Source organism: Alcanivorax limicola (assembly GCF_019931215.1).
Lineage (GTDB): Bacteria > Pseudomonadota > Gammaproteobacteria > Pseudomonadales > Alcanivoracaceae > Isoalcanivorax > Isoalcanivorax limicola.
In genome coordinates this window covers 12,288-33,551 of sequence record NZ_JAIOUB010000001.1, presented here as the reverse complement: position 1 = coordinate 33,551, position 21,264 = coordinate 12,288, and the positions used below count along the sequence as shown (strand labels likewise).

Genomic DNA, 21,264 nt, shown 5'->3' with positions numbered 1-21,264 from the left:
CGGCGCGTCTTGTCCAGAATGCCGCCTTGCTTGTCAATGGGGGAACGCATACGTGTTATGGAATATTTCACTCGCCGGGTCACCGTCCTCGGTCATGCCAAATAACTGTAGCAACGCCGTATAAATACGTAACGACACTTCATCTTGCCCCAACCGTGCCTGCATCAGTGTCTCGCCCGCCGGCCCCGCCATGGAAAATTCGGGCCGGCCCTCCACCATGCCCAGCACGCCGTCCAGGGCTGGCACACTGACACTCTCCAGTTCCCGCCAGGATACCTTTCCACCACCATAGCGGAGCTTGCCATCGACGTGTTTCAGCGTGCTGTTGCTCAGTGCCAACGCCTCTATATCAATTTCAAAGATACCGTCGGCACTCACATCTGGCAGCAGGTCCTCCACGAGCATGACGGGCAACGTCACGAGCCACTGCTCCAGGCGCCAATCTCGCGAACCGCGACCCGCCCAACCCGAGGCATCGAAGCCGCCCGCATCAATGCTCAAGCGCACACCGGGCGAGAGGCCACGCCGTTCCAGCCTCCAGCGTGCCAGGAAGTGGTGTTCCCGCCACCTGCCCTGCACAGCACCATCCCACCAGACGCCCTGTACACGTGTAATGATCGGGCGTTCTGATTCTGCATCCATTGTCAGTAGCGGAGAAAGCACCGTTGCGGCAGGAATACCGGCAAGCAGAAAGCCGCAGAGACTGACAAGAAATACCGCACTCAGTAGCACGCGCTCGCTCACCGTCATAGCATTCTGCTTGCACGCCTGACATCGCCCGGTGTCTTACCCGTCCAGCCCCGGTAGGCCTTCGTGAAGCTGGCCTGGTCACTGTAGCCCACCTTCTCGGCAATGCGACTCAACGGCAAACGCGTATCCTTGAGGTAGCGGGTCGCATAGGTCTCCCTGATGCTGTTGCGAATATCATGAAAGGCGAAACCGGCCAGATTCAGATGATAGCGCACCGATCTCGGGCTCATGCCCAACTCATCCGCAACACGATCCAGCGAGCCATTGCGGCCCGGGTTATTCATGACGTGCTGCTTCACGCGCACAACGACTTCCACCGCACTTCCTGATTGCAGCGTGCCCGTATCCCGGTGTGTGTCGACCTCGATGCTTTCTCTCGACCTCGCTGCCGCCAGGCGACGCGCCAGACCATCTTCGTTACCCCACGGCCGGTACCCGGACAGCGGCATTACAATGCGGTTCTTATCACAGCCGAAACGCACTTCGGCACCGCGTGTGAGGGTCAACCATGAGGATGTGCTTTTGTCTGCCGGAAAATCGAACTCGAATACGAAATCGCGACACACCAGAGACGCCAGCGTATGAATGCTGCCCATGTACATTTTGGCCACAAAGGGGCGTAACGCCCCAAGCTCCCAGGTATCGGCGAGAGCAATACTGACCTCATCACCGAAACACTTGATACGCATGTCCATAATCGGCAGGGCGACACGAAGGTAGTCCACGATCATTCTTATCAACGTGCGATGATCGCGTTGCTGCAACAACGCGAACCCGAGTACGCCGTGACCTTGCAGATCAAGGCGTTGACCAAATGCAAAGCCTGACTGGTCATCCTCCAGCAGCATTTCCGCACGGCCGAGCACGCGCACAACCTGAACCATGGAGAAGAATCGATTGGGGTCATCCAGTGTCGTTTCGCGCACGCCCGTACCAGTGAGAAGCATCTGCCGACTGATGCCTCTACTTTCCATGAAGCTGACAAACGCGCGCACATAACGAACTGATATAATAGGCACTTCAAATGCCATGCTGTCTGCTCTGTACATTATTTTTCTCGCGCCAGATACAGGTTAGTTGTTATTCCCCCCAGTTCGTCATTTTCTTATTATTGCCTTCCTGTCTTATTATTATTCTCCTGCGCGGGCATTCATTGATCTGATCGACAAGATTCTTGTCAAAAGCGGGCACGAATTATTAATTTTGTAAAAAGGCGGAAAGAAAGACATGTTTCGTGAACCAGCGCACATTCACCAGGGCGGAAGCAGTACGTTCGCGCCAGCTTCAGCCCTGTATTTCTGTGTCCACTGGCTCAACATCCGGGGAGCTTTCGGTGTTCATACAGGCCTGCACGGCGCGTATCAGCCCTATCAGGTTCTGATCGAGCTCCCGAATCACGTTGAGTGCCGTTGAGTGCAGCAAGCCCTGCCACCCACGTTGCTGAAGCTGCATCAGCAACTGACGCATCGTGTCGCTGTGGCGCTCTGTCAGCGCCGCGAGTGTGTTCGCCGAGACGCCACTGTGCGGCGCTTCATGCCCCGACAAACCCATCTTTCCAATCAGCAACGTCTCCAGCGTGTTCAGCGTCGACAGCACATGCGCACTCAAGTCGCTGACCCAGGCGCTGGTGGCTGTGCGCAAACGCATATCATCCAGGTTACTGCGCACATCCTTGACCGCCTTGGAGGCGTACACGGCGTCGCGCGTCGCGGCGGCCAGTGCGCTGACCCGCTCGGCCTGTGCAGACGACAGCTCGCTGGTCTGCATGGCAGTAATGAATGTCAGGATTTCGCCTTCCAGATTTTTCAGCGCCTGGTACTCATCCAGAAAACCGGGCGCACCGGTCAGACGCCGGCGCGGCACCGAGGCGGGGCGCAACGCCTGCCCTGTTCGACCACCAAATGCGCTGGCCGTCAGCTGCATGGCCCGCCCCAGCGCATGCAGCGTTTCTTTTTCGAGACCTGCCACGGCGGCCTCACTGATGGACGGCGGCACCTTGCTGACAAACTGGCTGACCTGGTTGCGACGGCCCGCCACATACTTTTCCAGCAACGGCGCGGCGTAGCCCAGCAAAGGATAGAACATCAACACACCGAGCAGCGTAAAGAGGGTATGAAAGGCCACCAGGCTGTAGAGCGGATCTTCGATGCCCAGCCAGGCTTGCATTGGTGCAACGAAGGGCAACAGCACCAGCAAGGCAAACACCGCCGTGGCCGTACTGTAGATGACATTGAACACCGCAACCCGGCGGCTGGCGGCATCGCCGCGCAACGCGCCCAGCGCCATGGTACTGGTAGTACCGATGTGTGCGCCGATGGTAATCGCCGCGCCCATGGGTAGCGTGATCACGCCAGCGTGCAAGGCTGACAGACTGATCATCATAGTCGCAGAACTGGATTGCAGCAGCGTCGCCAGTACCAGCCCCACCACAGCAAAAATTGCTACCGGATAATCGGCGAGCCAGACCATGTCCACCGTGGAGGCGAAGGTCTCAACGCCTTCTTTCATGAACCCCAGGCCGGACAACAACAGACCGAAACCCAGCAACAGACGCGCCGCGGCACCGGGGCGATTGTGTTCGGCCAGCATGGCAACACCCAGCCCGCCAAGCCCCAGCAGCGGCAGGGACAAGGCCCCCATATCCAGCTTGAAACCGACGGTGGCGACGATCCAGCCTGTGACAGTGGTGCCGACATGGGTGCCCACCACAACGCCGAGGGCGTTCTTCATGGGCATGATGCCCGCGCCCACAAAGGCCAGCACCAGCAGACCAACCAGCGAGCTGCTCTGCATCAGTGCAGTGGCCGCTGCGCCCACCAGGACGCCGGTCCAGGCGCGCCCGGTGCTGCCACGCAACACCCGCACCAGCACGTCATTGCCCAGTCCCTTGAGGCCCCGTTCAATGTAATCCATGCCAAGCAGGAACAGGCCAAGACCCGCCAACAACTGCCATGCGTCCAGCATCAGGTCATCAGGCTCCGTGCAATGAGTTCAGAGCCTTACTATACGATAACCTGACGGATCAGCACGATGACCCAGGTCATCAACGCAGCGCACCACCAAAACCGCCACGACGCATGCGCCGCCGCGCGGTAGTGCCGGCGGGGCCCGGCCAATCGATGGGCACTTCCATAGGTGGGACCCGACTGGGTTCGATGCCGATCATTTCGTTGTACGGCGAGGCATGCAGTAACGTTGCCTCGAGGACTTTCAGGCAGGACAGTGCTTTGCGCACGGCCTCCATACTGCGGAAGCTGAGCACCTTGCCGTCATCATCAGCCAGCACATGCCAGTCACCGCCCAACTGCACTTCCACGGTGTACAGAGACAGGTCCACCGAACGGATCCGCAGGCGCCCGACAACAATATTCTTGAGCTGGCTGATCGACATTTTCATGCTGTTGAGCATGCCTCGACCAAGGTCAGGTGCAAGTGAAGGCACAGCTGCGGCAAGATCAGTTGTATACTCGCCATTTCGGGCCGCCCTGACAGCACGTCATCCGCAGGGCGTCGAGGGCGTATGGCGCGGGGGGGAAACATGGCCGATCGCTCACATCTGACCACCGTGCGCTTTGCCAGCGCCTTGCAGCAGGCGTGCCTGCGCGAACCCTATACCCGCAGCCGCCTGCGGCAAGACCTGCTGGCGGGGCTGTCGGTGGGCATCATTGCTATCCCCCTGGCGATGGCGCTAGCCGTCGCCATCGGCGTAGCGCCGCAGTATGGCCTGTACACCGGGATCATCGCGGGTCTGGTGATCGCCCTGACCGGTGGCTCGCGCTTTTCGGTGTCCGGGCCCACCGCCGCCTTTGTCGTGGTATTGCAGCCCGTCGTTTTCCAGTTCGGCCCTGGCGGGTTGCTGCTGGCCACACTGATGGCCGGCGTCATCATGGTGTTGATGGCACTGGCTCGCTTCGGACGCTTCATAGAATACATTCCGGAGCCGGTCACCCTGGGCTTTACGTCCGGCATCGCCATCGTCATTGCACTGCTGCAGGTGCGTGATTTCTTCGGCTTGCCGATTGCCGGAATGCCACCGGATTTTATCGACAAGCTGCTGACACTGGGCAGCCACCTTCGCGATGTCCACTGGCCTACCCTGCTGACCGGCGCTGTCACCCTGGCGACGCTGATCATCTGGCCACGCCTGCGCACCGGCATCCCCGGCCATTTACCGGCGGTAATGCTGGGGGTCATAGCGTCACTGTTGCTCGCGCATTTCGGCCACGACATCGCCACCATTGGCAGCCGTTTCAGCTTTCTCTGGCCGGATGGCACCACGGGCCAGGGCATTCCGCCGTTTCTGCCGCAGTTCAGCCTGCCGTGGCATTGGGAGACGCCTGCAGGCAGCAGCCTGCTGTCGCTGGATATTCTGCGCGCGTTGCTGCCGGCCGCCTTTACCATCGCCATGCTCGGGGCCATCGAATCGCTGTTGTGCGCCGTGGTGCTCGACGGCATGAGTGGCCGGCGCCATAACGCCAACGGCGAGTTGCTCGGCCAGGGGCTGGGCAATATGGTGGCGCCATTCTTTGGTGGTTTTGCAGCAACAGCGGCGCTGGCGCGCTCTACCGCCAATTACCGCGCGGGCGCGACGTCGCCGGTGTCCGCCATCGTCCATTCTCTGGTACTGCTGGCCGCGGTACTGTTCTTCGCTCGCTGGCTCAGCTATCTGCCCATGGCCTCCATGGCAGCACTGTTGTTGATGGTGGCCTGGAACATGAGCGAGGCCCCCAAGGTAAAACACCTGTTGCAGCGGGCACCACGGGAAGATGTGCTGGTGTTGCTGGTTTGCCTGTCGCTGACCGTGGTGTTCGATATGGTGATTGCCATCGGTGTCGGCATCGTCCTGGCCTCGTTGCTGTTCATGCAGCAGTTGGCCGGCATGACCCGTGTCAGCGATGTCAGCAGCCAACGCAAGCTCACGGGCGACACGCCGCTGCCGGAGGGCTGGCATCTGATCAAGATTACCGGGCCCCTGTTCTTTGCTGCCGCAGATCGCGTGTTTGATGATTTGCTGGAGGAATGCGAGGGGCAGCGCGGGCTGGTGTTGTACATGGATGGTGTGCCGATTCTGGACGCCGGCGGCCTCAACGCCTTCATGAAGTTTCTGGACAAGGCCGCCCGGGCGGGCACCGAAATCGTCGTCGCCGACCTGCAATTTCAACCATTACGAACGCTGGCGCGTGCGGACCTGACACCGGTGCCCGGCCAGTTGCGGTTTACCCCCACACTGGCCGCCGCACTGGAGTCACTTCAGCCTGACCAAAGCCTCTGACATCCGGACTCTGACATCCCGCCTCTGACGCCCTTCAGGGCACCAGAACAATCTTGCCCGCACCACCGGCTTCCAGGGCCTCGTAGGCCGCCACACCGTTTGCGAGCGGCCATTCGTGGGGCGGCGGTGGCAAGGGCAAGGCGCCCTGATCAAACTCGGCCCCGAGACGCGCCAGCATGGCCGCGCAGGTGGCGCTGTCATGCAGCAACGAGTTGACCCCGATCAAGGTCGCAGAACGCCGGTAGAAGGCCAGCACTGGCAGCGTTGTCATGCCGTCTGCGGGCGCTGCAATAGATACCAGACGTCCACGATCCGCCAGCACCGCCACCGCCGGCGCCAGCCAGAATCCGGTGGTATCGATGACGATATCCGCACCCGCCTCGCACTTTTCGCTGACCCGGCTGACAAAATCATCCGCCTCACCCAGCAACAGCGCTTCCATATCCGGCGCCACAATCGCCAACTCGGTCAATTGCGCTGCGCGCCGCACGGCACCAATGACGCGCGCCCCTCTTGCCTTCGCCAACGCCGACATCGCAAGCCCTACCGCACCGCTAGCCCCAATCACGATGACCGTGGCCCCTGCGGTAACGCCGGCACGCTCAATGGCTTCCCAGGCAGTAATCCAGGGCACACCGCAACTGGCGGCCTGGGCAAAGCTCAGGCTCTCCGGTTTCAGTGACACCGCCGCTGCCGGCAGCGCCAGGTAGTCGGCATGGCTGCCGTCGCGGGTAAAACCGATGCCCTTGCCGGAGCCCCAGACCGCCTTGCCTTTCAGTGCTGCCGGCCCGTCCTCGACAATGCCGGCAAAGTCCCGGCCCGGGACACGCGGCAGCGTGGTGTAAGGGAAACGCCCCAGTACATTTTTCAGATCGCTGGGGTTGAGGCCTGCGGCGCACACCCGCACCAGCACCTCGCCATCGGCCGGTACCGGTCGCGGCATCTCTGCAAGCGCCAGCGCATCCAGCGCACCGGCATGATCAAATTTCAGGGCTTTCATAACGGGCTCCACAGCATTGGCAGAAACGGTATGCTTGCCAGAGACCCATGATAAGGAGCGCACATGACGACCGATACCCCTCCCGGCAACTCCACAGACAACGCCACAAACAACCCCGCAGACACGCCGCGCATTCTGGCCTTCGCTGGCAGCGCACGCAGCGCCTCCCTGAACAAGCAGCTTGCCCGCGCGGCAGCGGAAAGCGCGCGTCGTCAGGGCGCTGATGTGACGCTGGTGGACCTGCGCGATTACCCGGCCCCGTTGTATGACGGTGATCTGGAGGAGAAGCACGGTATTCCGCCGGCGATACGGCAACTGAAAACGCTCTTTGCAGCACATCACGGGTTGATGATTGCGTCCCCGGAGTACAATGGTTTTATCACGCCGCTGCTGAAGAACACGCTGGACTGGATCTCCCGATCGGACGGCGATGCCAGCGGCCTGGCGCTCTTCGAGGACAAACTTGCCGTGATACTGGCCGCCTCCCCGGGAGCGCTCGGCGGTATGCGCAGCCTGCAAACGGTGCGTCAGCTACTCACCAATCTGGGGGTCCTGGTGCTGCCGAATCAGGTCTCTGTGCCCCGCGCCGGACAAGCCTTTGACGACACGGGGCAGCTCACAGATGCAGCGCTCAACAAGCGGCTGGACAACGCCTGTGCGGCGTTATGCCGGCATCTGCGTTGCTTGCAGGCGTAACCGTCCTGTCTCGGTGCCAACGTTGCACATCGTGACGCTCAACCGTCCACCTTCGCCCTGGCGCGCCGACGACGTGCCAGCGTGCGCCAGACCCAGCCATCGGGCCGGTGCTCGCCAGTGTGCACGTAGCGCAGGGAGTTACGGTTGTGCAGGCTCCAGCCCAGCAGCGCCGCCGCTCTCCCGGTACCGCAGAACAACAGGCGGTCGTTGCTCTGTAACGTCGTTTCCGGGCCAGGCAAGAGAAAACTCTCGCCACCACGCCGCAGCATCAGCGGCACCAGATCCAGCATATTCTTGCGTTTGCGAGGGTCCCGGCAAATATTGCCCAGCGCCACCGTCTCGCCCAGTTGCAGCGACAAGGTCACTGCGCGCGCGCTGCGCTCGCAAATATTCACACTCCAGCAGTCCGGCGTCAGGTCGCCGCTGATATCTGCCAGGCGCTTTACCAGTGCCTGGTTCCAGGTGTTGCCCTGCTGCGCCGCCATATCCAGAAAATCCTTCAGCATCGGGGCGCTGAGCACGGACATGAAACGGCTCGCTGTCAGATAACTTGTCTGTACCGGCAGCTCCGGTTTTGCCAGCTTGAACAAGCCATGGTTATAGAGCCGGTTTTCCAGCGCCACCATATAAACGCGCGCGTTGATCTGGCGTGCCGTCATGATGATGGACAGATTGTCCGCATCGTCATCCGTGCCCGCCACCAGGGCGGAGGCCTTGTCGATACCCGCCTGCCTGAGCGTCACCGCTTCTGTGCCCTTGCCCTGGATGCTGCCGGGCGGACACATCGTCAGATCTTCCGCCACCACCGTGACCTCCATCCCGGCTTCGCGCAGCACACGATACACGGCCTGGCCGAAGTCACCGAAACCACAGATGATCCAGTTCCCTTGCGGCGGCTCCGGGCGTTGCGGCAGTCGGGCACCGGGCAACGAGGTCAGCCAGTCGTAGACGCGATGCCCGTCCGGTTCGACCATGCCCATCAGCAGGCGCCGGGCAAAATCCTCACACGGGTTAACCACCAGATCAGTACCGAAAGACAACATGTTGTTGGCCGTCTCTTCACTGTCGGCACGACAAAACACCAGTATCTCGCGATTGAGCAGCTTCGCTGCGATAGCGACCTTGAGGTTGGTGTGGTCGCTATCGGTCACGGCAAGCACCCCGGCGCACCACGGGTGCTGCAAGCCCGCATCAATCAGATTGCCGGGAACCTCCGCATCCATGCAGAAGGCCGGCACATGAATACCCGAATCCTGGCTCCGCAACTGTTCCATGTTGCCGGCGTCCTGATCAATCACGGCGATGCGATACCCGCGTCCGATTAATGCGCGAGCCAGCAGCTTGCCTGTATCGCCGTAGCCACAGATCAGATAGAAGGGTTCGCGCAGCCCGCCCATGCTGCGCAACTGGCGACTGCGGATCAGCGCATTGCGGAATTCCGGGTCCTGGATCAGGGAAATGATGGTACCGACGGAGTACAGCCAGGCGAACACGGTGAGGTAAATACTGACCATGGTCCACAGGCGCTGGGCATTGGAGAAGTCATAGGGCACTTCGCCGAAACCGATCGTGCTGCCGGTATAACTGACCACATAGAACGCCTGAAAGAACGTCATGGACCAGGGCTCACCCTGATCATCCACGCCGGGCATCAGGGTAAAACCGAACACCGCCAGCGCATAGGCACTGATCAACACGATCATCGGCGGCCGCATGCGCCGCATGATGATCGGAAAGACAGAGCGCATTGGCGTCATGGTTGCATCATCGGTGCAGCGTGACCGTTTCGACGGTCAACAGGATCGTGGACACCGCGTTGGCCAGCAAGGCACCGCCAGAGAGTGACACGATACTTGCCATCACCGCAGGCGTCAGGCCCACGTCCAGCACATGCACCGCGACAGCCCAGACCACGGCAGCAGTGATCAACTGCAGATCCGCAACCAGGCTCGATGCCAGCAGCACCGCACCAATCTGGGTGCGCTCGCCAAACTTCAGCACCGTGGCAATCAGGCTGACAATGATCGCTGCAAACAGCTCATAGACGTTATGGTGTTCCGGGTTGTCGATCTCACCCAGAAAAAACCCGAAGTTCAGGGTCAGCGCCAATAAAATGAAAAACCCGAAGATCACTTTTTCCAGATTCATGAATGACGATCCTTGTGTATAGCGTTATTTCTGATAGCGCGCCTTCCACTCACTGTACGGCATGCCATAGATGGTTTCACGGGCACTTTCGTAATCCAGCACCTCGCCCCGCTCCTCTGCTGCGGCGACGTACCACTTGGCCAGGCAATTGCGGCAAAAGCCGGCCAGGTTCATCAGGTCGATATTCTGCACCGCCTTGTTATCGTCCAGGTGCGCCAGCAAACGGCGAAATACGGCGGCTTCGATATCACGGCGGGTGTCGTCATCAGTCATGGCAGGCTCCGTTACAGCGTCAGAGTGTCTCATGGTAACCTTGTCGGAGACTTCTGACAGCCCTGCATCCCGATCACTGACGGTTTTATGCCATGCCCACTGACACGCCTCCGACGCGCAAGATCTGGCTGCTTTACGATACCGCCTGCCCGGCCTGCGATTATTATTGCAACCTGGTGCGGATACGGGAGTCCGTGGGTGAGCTGGTGCTGGTAGACGCACGAGAGCCGGGGCCACTGCTGGATGAAGTGACGGCACTGGGGCTGGATATTGATCAGGGCATGGTGCTGAAGGTCGATGAACAGTTGTACTACGGCGCCGATGCCATTCACGCGCTGGCCCTGCTCGGCAGCGACAGCGGCTTTTTCAACCGTATCAACTATCAGGTATTTCGCTCTGCGAGGCTGGCACGGGTGCTTTATCCGGTGCTGCGAGCCTGTCGTAATCTGTTGCTGAAAGTGCTGCGCAAGACCCGTATCAACAATCTCGATCTGGACAACAATGATCGCTTTTAGCTACGCGCCGGAGTGAGCCGGCCGCACACCGCCTGCAAGAAGCGGTGTGCGGTCGTTTCAGGGCTTGAGAATCACTTCTGCACGGCGATTCTGCATGCGCCCTTCACGGGTGTTGTTGTCCGCCAGTGGTGATGCAGCACCCCGCCCTTCTGCACTGAGCCGGGCACTGGCAATCCCCGCCGCTTCCAACAGCATCACCACGCGCTCGGCACGCTGCAGGGAAAGTGCGTCGTTGTGAGCCTGCGGGCCAGTGTTGTCCGTGTAGCCGCGCACCACCACCTGCGCCTCCGGGTGCGCCTGGAGATAGGTCACGACCTGATCAAGGTCAGCCTGCACCGGCTCGTTGGTGTCAAAACCGAATGTCACCACGCCCACGGTGAAGGGAGTAGCGGGCGCCAGGCGCGGCTGTGGCTGTGGTTGAGGTTGTGGCTCTGGGTCTGGTTGCGGTGCCGGTTGCAGCTCTGGCTCAGACGCAGGCTCCGACACAGGCTCGGGCGCTGGCGTGCTCGCTGCTTCAGACGCGCGCTCCGATGCCGGCGCAGACCGGGGCGCTGGCCTGCCAAAACGGTAAAACAGCCCCAGAGACAGCAAATCGCTATCGTCGTCTTCAACCGTGTAGCGATCCCAGGACAACCGCATGACCCAATGCGTCGCCAGACCATACTGCATCCCGGCGCCGAACGTCGCATCGGTGCCGGAAAAGCGTTTTGTGTCACCGGCCAGGCCGTACTCGGTTTCCCAGCGCAACGCCCCGCCACGCAGATAAGCGGCCAGGCGTTCGGTAAAGGGATAGCGCAGCAGCAGCGCCGCCTCGGCGCCACTGCCGGACGCCGCGGGTATACCACGTAGCTGATCGATGGTGACCGGCCCGGTACCGGCCAGGCCGGTGGTGATTTCACCGAGATCAACATAACCGGCTTCCACAGCCAGATAACGCCAGCCATAACCACCGAGGAGTTTCCAACCCAGGCGATCCTCGTCATCCACCGTTGCGGTACCGGGCAGGCCTTCGTTCGCCAGCCGTTGCTCGACGTCGTTGGCGTCGATGTCGGTCATGGCCCAGCCGAGCGCGCCGCCCAGGTACCAGCCATCACCCGCGTGAGCGGGCAACGTCAGTGATGCCAGCAGCAGAACGGTCAACAGCACAGCGCGACGCTTCACGCGCAGCAGCATCAGCGCCAGCAGCGGCAGCAGCGACCAGGCCGCACCACCTTTGCTGGTGAAGCGCGCATCACGGAAGGTGTAGGTGGCTTCCGCCACCTCGGACACATTCAGGCCCACCTGATAGGCGATCACCTTGAGCGTGGTCTCGCTGTTCAGCAGCAGTTCGGTGTTGTTCGCCACCTCGGTGCCATGGGACAGCGTAGGGGTAGTGCCGTCTGTGGTGTAACGCAGCATGGCGCCCACCGTCGTGCTTTCCAGGCGCACCGTCACCCAGCCCTCGTATTCACCGGCGGGCGGGTTGAAACGTGGCGTTTCGGCGGTCACGGCGGCGACCATGGTGAGGTCGCAAGAGGTGGTGCAGTCCGCGCTCGACACCGTCACGCTCTGGTAGCCCGTCGCCATCACCTCGACCCGATGATCTGACTCAATCGGGGGCGCGATCAGCGTGAAATCACCGTAGGTATCCGTCAGTGTTTCATAGCGCCCGTCGCTGTCCTCAATCGGCGTGGTATCCGACAAGAGGGTCACGATGCCGCCGACAACGGGTTCGCCCAGTGGTCCGCTCACGCTGCCGTGATAAAGCTGCGCTGCCAGCGCCGCCAGCGCCGCCTGCCCGGTCGGCAGGCCTGGCCCTTCTGCGCTCAGTGACACCGTGGGCAGCGAGCCCGCCAGATCATCCGGCAAGGTCACCGTGAACACGGCCGGATGACCCGCCTCGGTATCGTCGGTCGCTTCACCGCTGCCGCTGACCAGAATACCCGCAGCGTCCGCCGTGGCATCCACCGTCAACTGCGTGGTGACACCCGGTGCTGCACCCGACACCAGCACCTCGGTGTGGTTACGTGCGGTATCCAGGCTCAGCATGACCGGGCGCGCCACGCTCACACGCAACGGTACGTCGACCAGCAACGAATCGGACCAGTCGGTATGGGGGTCGACGACCGCTACGGTATAGGTCCCGGCAAACGCTCCTGTCTCCGGCGCGGTAAAGCGGTACGTGCACGGTGACGCGGTACAGGTCACCGAGGTGCTGAACGACTGCGGCCCGTTGACGACGATGTCATAGGTGCTGCCCTCGCCCCCGGCGAGCAGCAGGTCACGACCACTGCCTGGCTGCAAGGGTCCGCCCTGCGGATCACTGACGCTGACCGCGTCGAAGACCTCTACCGTCACCATCTGCCAGTCACTGGCCGCATGGGTCGCGTTACCGGCAAAACGGGCACGGAACTGCTGCGCGCCCGGCGCACTGGTCGATACCGTCAGGCTGGCCGTATCGTCCACCAGCGCAGACGACGACAGCGCCACCCACTCGTCGTCGTCATCCAGCCGCTGGAATACGATATCGCCGCTCGGCAGCGCACCATTGGCACTGAGCACGGCGGTCAGCACGATGTCATCACCGCTTTCCAGCATGGCCGCATTGCTGCTGAGCAGCAGCGAGGTGGTGATGATCAGGTTTTCCAGATCATAGTGCAGCGGCGCGGCGGCACCGGCGGTGTCCGCCGTCACCTGGTAACTGCCCACCACGCCGTTTGCCGTCACCGGCAGCGCTACGGCGCCCTCGGCAGCAATCGACACGACGCTGACCGGATCGGCCAGCGACGCGCCCGTGGCGGGGGCGGTAAAGGTCACCTGCCCGCCCACGACGGGCTCGTCGAAGTCGCTGGTCACGGTTGCGCTCAGCGGTACCGGGAAGTCGCTATTGATAGGGGTTTCCTGCTCATCCCCGCCTGCCTCGGCCAGGACGAAACCGCGCGACTGGAAGGCACCGGCATCACAGCGATCGCCGTCGCGTGCGATGCCACGGATGTCGGTGTCGGCACAGGTGGCGGCATCTGCCGCGCCCAGCGCAGCACTGCCGGGCAGCAGCGCCACATAGGGCAAGGCACCCGCACTGCTGACGGGGAACAGCAACGGATCGCCATCGCGGATCGCTTCGCCGCCGGAACCGCCCTCTGTCACGTTATGGCGCAACGTCAGCACATCCCCGGCGGTACCCCAGAGACGGTAATTGCTGCCAGCGTTGTTCCAGAGCACGCTGTTCTCCACCAGAATGGTGGTATTGGCATCGAACCGCTCCAGATAAATCGCACCCTGGGCGTCATTATCAACGACCGTCATGTGCCGCAATGTCAGTTGCCAGTTGCTCCAGTTCTCGGTAAATGCAAAGGCACCGAGCCCACCGCTCTGATGGCGGATCACCACGTTTTCCAGGGTGGCGACGATGGTGGTACCGCCGATCGCCTCACCGCGCAGGTAGATGGCCCCGCTACCGCTCTGCCCGTTCTCGATGACCACATTGCGGACCAGAACCTCACCGCCCGCGATCTGGGGAGAGATCCGTACAGGACCATGATGCCCGGTAAAGATCACATCCTCGATCGTGGTACTGGTGCCACGGAACTCCAGAGGGCCTTCGCTGCCATGCAGGCTGGCACGGCCATCACTGACCCGCAGGTTACGCAGGGTGAAGGACGCGGTCCCGGGGGCCACGTACAGGACCGGCGAGGTGCTTTCCCCGGTCAGTTCGATATCCGCCCCGGCCCCGTCTATGGTCAGGCTCTGATCGATATTGAAGGGACCGGCTGCTGCCGCCGAAATGGCGTTTTCACCACGACAGCTCAGCGCAGGCTCGAATTCGATGCGGTTACCACTGACGGCGTAATCCAGCAGGCGATCAAGACTGCCCCGCTCGCCGCTGTCACACCGGGTCACCCGCCATACCGCGTCCGCCGTGGCGGTCACGGTAAAGTTGCGCTGCAATTGCACGGCCTGGTAGTTGGCGTCGCCATCCGCTGTGGCCCGTACCGTGATCTCACCCGCGCCGAACACCTCCAGTTCATCATCCTGGAGACTGGCCGGACCACTGAGCACCTCGAAGCTGACCTCCGCGCCGGACGAGGCGCTGGCAGTCAGAGTGATCGTGAACGCCTCGCCACTGATGCTCGTGTCACTGATGGCATCGAAATCCAGCGTCTGGGCGGCTTGCTGCACCTGCAGCGTACGCACCACGTCCACGGCGGCCGCATAGTCGTCATTGCCTGCCTGGCTCGCCGTGATATCCACCTCGCCTGCGCCAACGATGGTGACGGTGTTGCCGGATACGGTCGCGACGCTGTCATCCGACGACGCAAAGCTCACCGGCAAGTTGGAATCCGCTGTCGCCGTCAGCGTAAAGGGCGCATCACCAAACGTCACCGGCGCCAGCGCAGCAAAGGTAATGACCTGCTCGGCACGATTCACTTCCAGTGTGCGGACCACTGCGGTGGCTGCGTTGTAGTTGTCGTCACCGGCCTGACTCGCGGTAATGTCGGTGTCGCCCGCCGCAACAATCGTCACGGTGTTACCGGAGACGGTAGCCACCGACGGGTCTGAACTGACATAGCTGATCGGCAGGCCGGAATCCGACACGGCATCCAGCGTAAAATCTGCATCGCCGACGGTACGCGCTGCCAGGGCATTGAAGGTAATGACCTGATCCGCCTTGCTGATCACCAGCGTGCCGGTTTCCCCGCCTTCGTAATTGTCGTCATTGATCACGACCGCTACGTCATAGGTGCCGGCATCCGTGGGCGGCTCGGTGCTGCCTTCATAGGTCACGGTGACACTGACACCCACCGGATCGGTGGTCACGGTGACGGCACGCGGTGTGCCGTCATAGACCTGCTCGGTGTTGCTGATCGACGCGTTGGCCTGCGCGCGCTGCACGATGAAGGTGTGTTCAACGGGCGTCGCGGCCAGATAGTTGGTGTTACCTGCCTGCGTCGCGGTGAGCGTGCTGCTGCCCGCACCCACGATCGTCAGGGTGGTGCCACTGAGGGTGGCTACCGTGGGGTCACTGCTGGTCAACGTGACCGGCAAGCCCGAGTTGGCCGACGCGCTCAACGTGACCGGGCTATCCCCGAACGTCGCACCGCCCGGTGAGGCGAAGGTAATCGTCTGCGTGGCCTGGGCAATAGCATGGGAATGCGAGCCTGATTGAGACCCACGATGAGCGGTGTCACCGGAATAAATCCCGCGGAACGACTGGAAGCCCGCATCGTAGGCCTCGCCATCAACGGTAAAGACCGCCACATTAGCAGCCAGCGGCGCTGTGCCGATATCGACCCAGTCGCTGCCGTTATACCGCTGGAACACCACATTGCCCGTCACATCCGTATCGTCAGGCTGAACCGTGGCGACGAGTTCGAAGTCCTGACCATAGGTGCTGCCGCCGCTGCTCAGCGAGGTGCTGGTGGCGTACAGGATCGTGGTCGGGTCCGTCGTGCTGTCCCCGTCGGCATCACCGCCACCGCTGACCGCCGCGGCGTTCACCAGTTCGGCTTCAGCGTCAGTGGCCACAGAGACGGTCAGTGTCACGGCCGGATAGCTCTCGCCACTGGGCAGCACGTCACTGCGCTGGCATGCCAGCGGTGACAGGGTGCAGCCCCAGCCGGTGCCTGCCATGCTGACCGCCGTCATGCCGTCCGGCAGGGTATCGGTCAAGGTGACGGCGGAGCCGTTCGTGGGCCCCTGGCCGGTGTTGCTCACCACCAGGGTGTAGGCGGCATCCGTCTGCCCCTGATAGAAGTTGCCTTCATGGGATTTGCTGAGACTCAGCGCAGGTGGCGCCACGATCGTCAACCTAAAGGTTTCATCGCGCTCGCGCTGGTTGCCGCTGATTTGGCCCGAGACGGAAAGCGTGATGTCCGTGACCCCTTGCGACGACGGCGACAAGGTCACCACCAACTGGCGTTCATGCCCGGTACCGGTTAACGACAAGGCGCTGTCCGGCAGCACACTCTGGTTCGAAGAGGTGGCACTCACGGTCACGCCCAGGCTGGCGTCGCCAACCAGGAACGAGATGCTTTCCGTACGCGTGCCACTGAGCGGGGCCATGGCCGTCTGATCGGCGATGAGGCCCAGCGTCGGATGGGCCTCGTAGGCGCCGATGTCGGTCTGGTTTGTCGGGGTCGATGAGGCGGCGGCCACCGCACGCGGCCAGCCGCGCTGGTCGTTAGCGGTCACGCCGGGCAGTGTGGTGTTACCCGCATCCAGTGCCGGACTGCCATTGCGCAAGGCGTGAGTTTCAGTAGCGCCATGATAATTCGCCAGCGGGAACAGCCCGGGGTCCGCCACACCGATCTGGTTGGCATTGGCGCCATGCGACAGGCCACCGGCGCCGCCGGTGCCGATCAGGTTGTGCTGGCTGCTGCTGTGCAACACACCGAAGATGTCATCCGCCGTATCACCGGCGCCGCGGAAGTTGGCGGCCACCAGCGTGTTGTACAAGCGCGTCGGCGCGTCGGTGGTGACAACGCGCAGCCCCCCGGCGCTGGCATTGGCGTTAACCAGCCCGGAGCGGTTGTCAGCGATGGTGACGTGCGTCAGCCGTGCCTCATTGGCGCTCTCGTGGGGCGCCAGTTCCAGCCCACCCACCGTGCCTGATGCGGTGTTCCCGGAGATGGTGCTGTTGGTAATCCGCACATCGCCGTAATACTCAAGAATCGCCAGACCGCCTACGCTACTGGTCGCATCCCCTTCAGCACGGTTACGCGACACGGTGGTATTTTCCATCACCAGATTGCCCAGCCGAGTGATGGCCGCGCCGCCTTGCACTTCGGCGCTGTTATCGTCGATGGTCACGCCGCGCAGCACCACATTATTGGTGCCGATGATTTCCAGTGCACCGGCAGCACCGCCGGTGCCCAGTGCGCGGTTATTGCGAAATTCGGTGCGCTCGATGGTGATCTGCTCACCAAAATAGGCGCCCAGCGCACCGCCGTGGCCCACGTTGGTATTGATGACGTTATCGGAAAAAACCGTGTTGTAGATGCTCAGGGTGCCGACATGCGGCACCAGCTCTCCTTCACTGCCATCCCAGTCGATGGCGCCACCGTACTCGCTGGTGGTGTTGTAACCATGGCGGAACCAGAGCGCTTCGAATACGGTATCGAAGCCGGTATCCCAATCCGGATTGACCAGCATGATCTGACCGTTGGCGGGATTGTTCGCCGTGGCACCGGCCTGAATGATGGTGGCGCGCGGATCACCTTCGCGGTTACCGCCACTGCCCACAAAGGTCATGCTGCGACGCACTTGCAACACATCACCCAACGTATAGGTGTCCGCCGGAATATGCACGGTAATCACCGGGTGGGCCGCCTCGGGGATCGCGTTGGCCTCACTGATGGCAGCACGCAGTGTACAGGTGTTGGTGCCACCGGCCTGGCAATGGGTGCCCGCCGTCGTGTCCGCGGTACTGTTGACCACGAAGGTCAGTGCCGACGCCGTAGCGGGCAAAACCACCATCAACATAAGCAGCAGACCCATCAGCCAGCTGCCGGACTGACGATACCCTCTGCTGCGGGATGGCTGCTTCAGCTCGCCTCCCTGCGCTACCGAATCAAACTCCATTTTTTGTGCCCCCAAAATGTTACGTGTTCAGCGTCGTGTGTGCGCCGTTCTTTCTTGCTTGTCCTTTTCCACCCGGCTTCAGCTACGCGGCGGGAAAATGCCCTGCAGAGCGATACAAAATCTCAGGCCCAGACAGGGCTGACGATTGTTATGCGGTATGCCGCTCCCCGTGGGGGCCAGCGCGGCGGGCGACATCTGCACATCGGCCTGGCCGCTGGCGGCATAATGCGTGACCTGCGCCCGGGCGGTTCCCGCCCAGCCGGCATCGGCCGGCGAACGGCTGGATGGCGTACCCGGCAACGCCCGAAACTGGTGCGCGTGCGGGGGCAGGTTCGCTTCCGTCAGCGTCACCGTTTCCGCGCCGCCCATCTCGCCCTGGTCATACGCACTCAATCCGGGGCCCTGCCCCCACATCAGTGGCGTGCGACCTTCCAGATTCGGCAGCGCGAAGGTGCTCTTGCCGTCACCGCCGTACATGGTGCCCAACAAGGCAAACAGCGCCGTGTTCTGGGAAAGGGGCATCAACTGTCCGTTACATTCGGCCCAGGTCCTTGGTGCAAAGTCGAATGAGAAAATTCTGATTTCGGCCACAAATGGATCAGACATTCTGGAAGCTCCTTATCAATTCCGGCTGGGGAAGAGGCCCTGAAGGGCCACGCAGAAACTCAGCACGGTATAGGGCTGCATATTGTTGTGCGGCTGCGACCCACCCGCGTCGGTGACCAGATCACCACGCATCGCGGTTCCACTCACCGGCTCACCGTAGGCATTGGCAGCCGGGCGCGCCCAGATGTTACCCACCGGCGTGGTGCGATCAGCCGCCGTATTACTGGCCGACACCGGGTGTGTATGGGGCGGCATCTCAGCCTGGCTCAGCGTCACGGCGGCGCTACCGAGCGGTTGCCCCTGAACGATGCCACCGTCGACATGCACCGGGGCACGACCGCGCAGGTCTGGCAACGCAAAGTTGACTTGTCCGTTGCCGCCATACATGGTGCCCATCAAGGCAAACAACGCCTGGTTCTGGTTGATCGGCAACAGCTGCCCATTGCACAAGGCCCAATGCCTGGGTGCAAAGTTGAAAGAAAAGACCGAGATCTGGCCAAGAAAGGGTTCGCTCATAAAAATATCCTCCGACGTCGGCCGCTCAGGTCTGGGTGGGAAAAATGCCATACAGGGAAATGATGAAACTGACCGCCAGATACGGCATGCGATTCTCGTGCGGCTGGCCGCCGCCGACGCCGTCGCTCAGGTTGGGCGCCATGGCTGAGGGTGAGCCCGCTGTCGCATAGGCATTGCTGGCTGTTGCGGCCCAGACATGCCCGGCAGGATTGGTACTGCTCGCTTCCGCCGACGACGCCACCGGCACATGGGAATGTGCCGGAATCTGCTGCAGTGTCAGCGTTTCCATTTCCGTACCGCCCGACTGCCCCATAACGAACGTCTGCCCGCCGCCGGTGCCCTGATGCAGCGGAAGCCGGCCACGCAGGTCCGGTACCGCGAAGGTCATCTGGCCGTCACCGCCATAGGTGGTACCGATCAGTGCGAACAGCGCGTCGTTCTCGGAGATGGGCAGCAAGGCCCCATCGCAGAAGGCCCATCCCGCAGGCGCAAAATTGCCGCCGAACATTCTTATCTCGCCTAGATAGCGGTCCCCCATAATGCCTCTCCCTTCAGTCTGTGAGGTGGCTGAAAAACGCCACGTAGCCTTCCCCGGCAACATTGTCGTCACGGCTGCCGTCATGGCTGCGCTGCATGAACAGATCGAAGCTGCCAGCCTGGGCGTGCTCGACGCGGTAGAGCGCATCCTGAAGCGCGCTGCCCGGCGGCAACTCGAAGCGCAGCGCGAACTGTTCCAGTTGCGCATCGCGCGTGTTGTCTTCCACCCCGACAAGGCGCGCATCCACCGACCCGTAGCGCGGATGGGCGACATAAAAGATGTCACCTTCCAGCGCGCCGAAGTCATGCCGCCGCGAGAGACCCTGCGGCACGACCGGTGCGGGCGGGTGCCCGCTGGCGCCCGAACGGTTGCCTTGACTGTCTGCGCCGCAGCCCGCCAGCACCCAGGGGGCAGCTGCCAGACCCGCGACAAAAGTACGTCGTTTCATAGTATTCCCCGCAAAACCCGCTGCCGCTGACCACCTGCGCCGGACAATTCAGTCCTGGCAACTACAGGCAGCCTCATAAGACATTTGCTCGGCATCCCTGCCGGTTGGTACAAGAAACAATGGCCCCTCACCCAGTACCGGATGACGGATCAGATAGGTGCCCTGCATTAACGGCGCGTCCAGCGGCCCGGAGAAATACAGGGAAAACTGACGAAAACCCTGGTCACTGCGGGCCTCGTTCACACTGTCCAGCCGCAGGGCCACCGGCGCGCCCTCTGCCACCTCGAAAGCGAAATCACTGCCCGTCAGGGGCCGGAACTGCTCAGGGGTAAGGATCATCGGTTTGCTCCCGCCCGCAGGCCGCCCGTGAGGGTCGCCGGGTACCAGACCATGCGCGCATGGACGCCCGCCTGCTGTTCGATCTGAAAGCCAAGACGCTGGTAGAGGGCGGCCGCGGCCAGGTTGTCCTGCCGCACCGACAGCGTGACCGGCGCGGGCATGCGCGCCGCCACCTGCTGCATGGCACGGATCACGGCGCTGCCGTGGCCCTTGCCGCGCGCTTCGGCGCGCAGGGACAGGTCAACGAGGTGTACGCCGCCCTCGCTGAAATCGAGAATCAGGCGACCGATCTCGGTATCCAGCTCTCCGATAATGAGGTGCATGGCATCAGGATAGCGCTGCCCGTATGCGTTGCTCTGGGCGGTGAATTGCATTTCGATAAGGGATTCAGACAGGTCGCGATCGCCGATCAGGCGCAAGTCATTACGGGTCGAGCTATACAGCCCCGCCAGAAAGCCAGCGTCTGACGAACGGACAGGCCGGAGATACAGCCCGCCAGGAAGATCCACTCCCGACCCCAACATACGCCCCCCCAGGGCAGATCATATTTTAGCGTCCCATTTAATGGGATCTGGTTCGTTGCATAATGTAGCGAAATGTATC

At 62.1% G+C, this 21,264-nt stretch carries 18 protein-coding genes; 3 read left to right on the top strand and 15 right to left on the bottom strand.

Annotation, left to right across the window (positions count from 1 at the left end):
• Nucleotides 1-33: 33 nt before the first annotated feature.
• The 4 genes from gspN to K8B33_RS00120 all read right to left on the bottom strand — a co-directional run bounded on the left by gspN (nucleotide 34) and on the right by K8B33_RS00120 (nucleotide 4,147).
• Nucleotides 34-750, bottom strand: coding sequence for a type II secretion system protein N (gene gspN, locus K8B33_RS00135; RefSeq protein ID WP_223421916.1), 717 nt, complete (start codon nucleotides 748-750; stop codon nucleotides 34-36).
• Nucleotides 747-1,781, bottom strand: a complete 1,035-nt coding sequence (locus K8B33_RS00130; RefSeq protein ID WP_223421914.1) for an AraC family transcriptional regulator — start codon at nucleotides 1,779-1,781, stop codon at nucleotides 747-749. Before K8B33_RS00130 ends, gspN begins: the two co-directional genes overlap by 4 nt.
• A gap of 253 nt (nucleotides 1,782-2,034) precedes the next feature.
• Nucleotides 2,035-3,714: a Na/Pi cotransporter family protein gene (locus K8B33_RS00125; protein ID WP_223421912.1), complete on the bottom strand. Its 1,680-nt coding sequence runs from the start codon at nucleotides 3,712-3,714 to the stop codon at nucleotides 2,035-2,037.
• Nucleotides 3,715-3,793: 79 nt separating this feature from the next.
• Complete coding sequence (locus K8B33_RS00120; protein WP_223421909.1) at nucleotides 3,794-4,147, bottom strand: DUF6482 family protein; 354 nt, start codon at nucleotides 4,145-4,147, stop codon at nucleotides 3,794-3,796.
• Between the two features lie 141 nt (nucleotides 4,148-4,288).
• On the opposite strand from K8B33_RS00120, the gene dauA reads away from it, so the two are divergent.
• Nucleotides 4,289-6,022 (top strand): C4-dicarboxylic acid transporter DauA, encoded by a 1,734-nt coding sequence (gene dauA / locus K8B33_RS00115; RefSeq protein ID WP_223421907.1) that lies wholly within the window; start codon nucleotides 4,289-4,291, stop codon nucleotides 6,020-6,022.
• A 34-nt stretch (nucleotides 6,023-6,056) separates the two neighbouring features.
• Here the strand turns inward: dauA and K8B33_RS00110 are convergent, their stop codons facing one another.
• On the bottom strand, nucleotides 6,057-7,022 hold the full coding sequence (locus tag K8B33_RS00110) for a quinone oxidoreductase family protein (RefSeq protein WP_223421905.1): 966 nt from the start codon (nucleotides 7,020-7,022) through the stop codon (nucleotides 6,057-6,059).
• Between the two features lie 63 nt (nucleotides 7,023-7,085).
• Here K8B33_RS00110 and K8B33_RS00105 point away from each other — a divergent pair, with 63 nt between their 5' ends.
• On the top strand, nucleotides 7,086-7,718 hold the full coding sequence (locus K8B33_RS00105) for an NADPH-dependent FMN reductase (RefSeq protein WP_223421903.1): 633 nt from the start codon (nucleotides 7,086-7,088) through the stop codon (nucleotides 7,716-7,718).
• Nucleotides 7,719-7,756: 38 nt separating this feature from the next.
• Here the strand turns inward: K8B33_RS00105 and K8B33_RS00100 are convergent, their stop codons facing one another.
• From K8B33_RS00100 to K8B33_RS00090, 3 genes are read right to left on the bottom strand one after another with little or no spacing between them, the layout of a single operon-like run.
• On the bottom strand, nucleotides 7,757-9,475 hold the full coding sequence (locus K8B33_RS00100) for a potassium channel family protein (protein WP_223421901.1): 1,719 nt from the start codon (nucleotides 9,473-9,475) through the stop codon (nucleotides 7,757-7,759).
• Between the two features lie 7 nt (nucleotides 9,476-9,482).
• On the bottom strand, nucleotides 9,483-9,866 hold the full coding sequence (locus tag K8B33_RS00095; RefSeq protein WP_223421900.1) for a DUF6394 family protein: 384 nt from the start codon (nucleotides 9,864-9,866) through the stop codon (nucleotides 9,483-9,485).
• Nucleotides 9,867-9,890: 24 nt separating this feature from the next.
• Nucleotides 9,891-10,139: a DUF1244 domain-containing protein gene (locus K8B33_RS00090; protein ID WP_223421898.1), complete on the bottom strand. Its 249-nt coding sequence runs from the start codon at nucleotides 10,137-10,139 to the stop codon at nucleotides 9,891-9,893.
• A 92-nt stretch (nucleotides 10,140-10,231) separates the two neighbouring features.
• On the opposite strand from K8B33_RS00090, the gene K8B33_RS00085 reads away from it, so the two are divergent.
• Entirely contained in the window at nucleotides 10,232-10,654 is a 423-nt protein-coding gene (locus K8B33_RS00085) for a DCC1-like thiol-disulfide oxidoreductase family protein (protein WP_223421896.1), read from the top strand.
• Between the two features lie 57 nt (nucleotides 10,655-10,711).
• Here the strand turns inward: K8B33_RS00085 and K8B33_RS00080 are convergent, their stop codons facing one another.
• The 7 genes from K8B33_RS00080 to K8B33_RS00050 form a co-directional block, all read right to left on the bottom strand.
• Nucleotides 10,712-18,130: a choice-of-anchor Q domain-containing protein gene (locus K8B33_RS00080; RefSeq protein WP_223421893.1), complete on the bottom strand. Its 7,419-nt coding sequence runs from the start codon at nucleotides 18,128-18,130 to the stop codon at nucleotides 10,712-10,714.
• Between the two features lie 162 nt (nucleotides 18,131-18,292).
• The gene (locus K8B33_RS00075) at nucleotides 18,293-18,820 is read right to left on the bottom strand and encodes a phage tail protein (RefSeq protein ID WP_223421891.1); all 528 of its coding nucleotides are present in this window, start codon (nucleotides 18,818-18,820) and stop codon (nucleotides 18,293-18,295) included.
• Nucleotides 18,821-18,835: 15 nt separating this feature from the next.
• The gene (locus K8B33_RS00070) at nucleotides 18,836-19,336 is read right to left on the bottom strand and encodes a phage tail protein (RefSeq protein ID WP_223421888.1); all 501 of its coding nucleotides are present in this window, start codon (nucleotides 19,334-19,336) and stop codon (nucleotides 18,836-18,838) included.
• A 25-nt stretch (nucleotides 19,337-19,361) separates the two neighbouring features.
• The gene (locus K8B33_RS00065; protein ID WP_223421887.1) at nucleotides 19,362-19,874 is read right to left on the bottom strand and encodes a phage tail protein; all 513 of its coding nucleotides are present in this window, start codon (nucleotides 19,872-19,874) and stop codon (nucleotides 19,362-19,364) included.
• Nucleotides 19,875-19,887: 13 nt separating this feature from the next.
• Nucleotides 19,888-20,322 carry a DUF6916 family protein gene (locus K8B33_RS00060; protein ID WP_223421884.1) on the bottom strand — a complete coding sequence of 145 codons (435 nt, stop codon included), beginning with the start codon at nucleotides 20,320-20,322 and terminating at the stop codon, nucleotides 19,888-19,890.
• Nucleotides 20,323-20,370: 48 nt separating this feature from the next.
• The gene (locus tag K8B33_RS00055; protein ID WP_223421882.1) at nucleotides 20,371-20,661 is read right to left on the bottom strand and encodes a DUF6916 family protein; all 291 of its coding nucleotides are present in this window, start codon (nucleotides 20,659-20,661) and stop codon (nucleotides 20,371-20,373) included.
• Nucleotides 20,658-21,185 (bottom strand): GNAT family N-acetyltransferase, encoded by a 528-nt coding sequence (locus tag K8B33_RS00050; protein ID WP_223421880.1) that lies wholly within the window; start codon nucleotides 21,183-21,185, stop codon nucleotides 20,658-20,660. The genes K8B33_RS00055 and K8B33_RS00050 overlap by 4 nt, the downstream gene beginning before the upstream one ends.
• Nucleotides 21,186-21,264: the final 79 nt, after the last annotated feature.

What these genes read in the sequence shown, in the direction of transcription:
- gspN (WP_223421916.1), bottom strand. Translation starts at nt 750, where the DNA reads ATGACGGTGAGCGAGCGCGTGCTACTGAGTGCGGTATTTCTTGTCAGT.
- K8B33_RS00130 (WP_223421914.1), bottom strand. Translation starts at nt 1,781, where the DNA reads ATGGCATTTGAAGTGCCTATTATATCAGTTCGTTATGTGCGCGCGTTT.
- K8B33_RS00125 (WP_223421912.1), bottom strand. Translation starts at nt 3,714, where the DNA reads ATGCTGGACGCATGGCAGTTGTTGGCGGGTCTTGGCCTGTTCCTGCTT.
- K8B33_RS00120 (WP_223421909.1), bottom strand. Translation starts at nt 4,147, where the DNA reads ATGAAAATGTCGATCAGCCAGCTCAAGAATATTGTTGTCGGGCGCCTG.
- dauA (WP_223421907.1), top strand. Translation starts at nt 4,289, where the DNA reads ATGGCCGATCGCTCACATCTGACCACCGTGCGCTTTGCCAGCGCCTTG.
- K8B33_RS00110 (WP_223421905.1), bottom strand. Translation starts at nt 7,022, where the DNA reads ATGAAAGCCCTGAAATTTGATCATGCCGGTGCGCTGGATGCGCTGGCG.
- K8B33_RS00105 (WP_223421903.1), top strand. Translation starts at nt 7,086, where the DNA reads ATGACGACCGATACCCCTCCCGGCAACTCCACAGACAACGCCACAAAC.
- K8B33_RS00100 (WP_223421901.1), bottom strand. Translation starts at nt 9,475, where the DNA reads ATGACGCCAATGCGCTCTGTCTTTCCGATCATCATGCGGCGCATGCGG.
- K8B33_RS00095 (WP_223421900.1), bottom strand. Translation starts at nt 9,866, where the DNA reads ATGAATCTGGAAAAAGTGATCTTCGGGTTTTTCATTTTATTGGCGCTG.
- K8B33_RS00090 (WP_223421898.1), bottom strand. Translation starts at nt 10,139, where the DNA reads ATGACTGATGACGACACCCGCCGTGATATCGAAGCCGCCGTATTTCGC.
- K8B33_RS00085 (WP_223421896.1), top strand. Translation starts at nt 10,232, where the DNA reads ATGCCCACTGACACGCCTCCGACGCGCAAGATCTGGCTGCTTTACGAT.
- K8B33_RS00080 (WP_223421893.1), bottom strand. Translation starts at nt 18,130, where the DNA reads ATGGGTCTGCTGCTTATGTTGATGGTGGTTTTGCCCGCTACGGCGTCG.
- K8B33_RS00075 (WP_223421891.1), bottom strand. Translation starts at nt 18,820, where the DNA reads ATGTCTGATCCATTTGTGGCCGAAATCAGAATTTTCTCATTCGACTTT.
- K8B33_RS00070 (WP_223421888.1), bottom strand. Translation starts at nt 19,336, where the DNA reads ATGAGCGAACCCTTTCTTGGCCAGATCTCGGTCTTTTCTTTCAACTTT.
- K8B33_RS00065 (WP_223421887.1), bottom strand. Translation starts at nt 19,874, where the DNA reads ATGGGGGACCGCTATCTAGGCGAGATAAGAATGTTCGGCGGCAATTTT.
- K8B33_RS00060 (WP_223421884.1), bottom strand. Translation starts at nt 20,322, where the DNA reads ATGAAACGACGTACTTTTGTCGCGGGTCTGGCAGCTGCCCCCTGGGTG.
- K8B33_RS00055 (WP_223421882.1), bottom strand. Translation starts at nt 20,661, where the DNA reads ATGATCCTTACCCCTGAGCAGTTCCGGCCCCTGACGGGCAGTGATTTC.
- K8B33_RS00050 (WP_223421880.1), bottom strand. Translation starts at nt 21,185, where the DNA reads ATGTTGGGGTCGGGAGTGGATCTTCCTGGCGGGCTGTATCTCCGGCCT.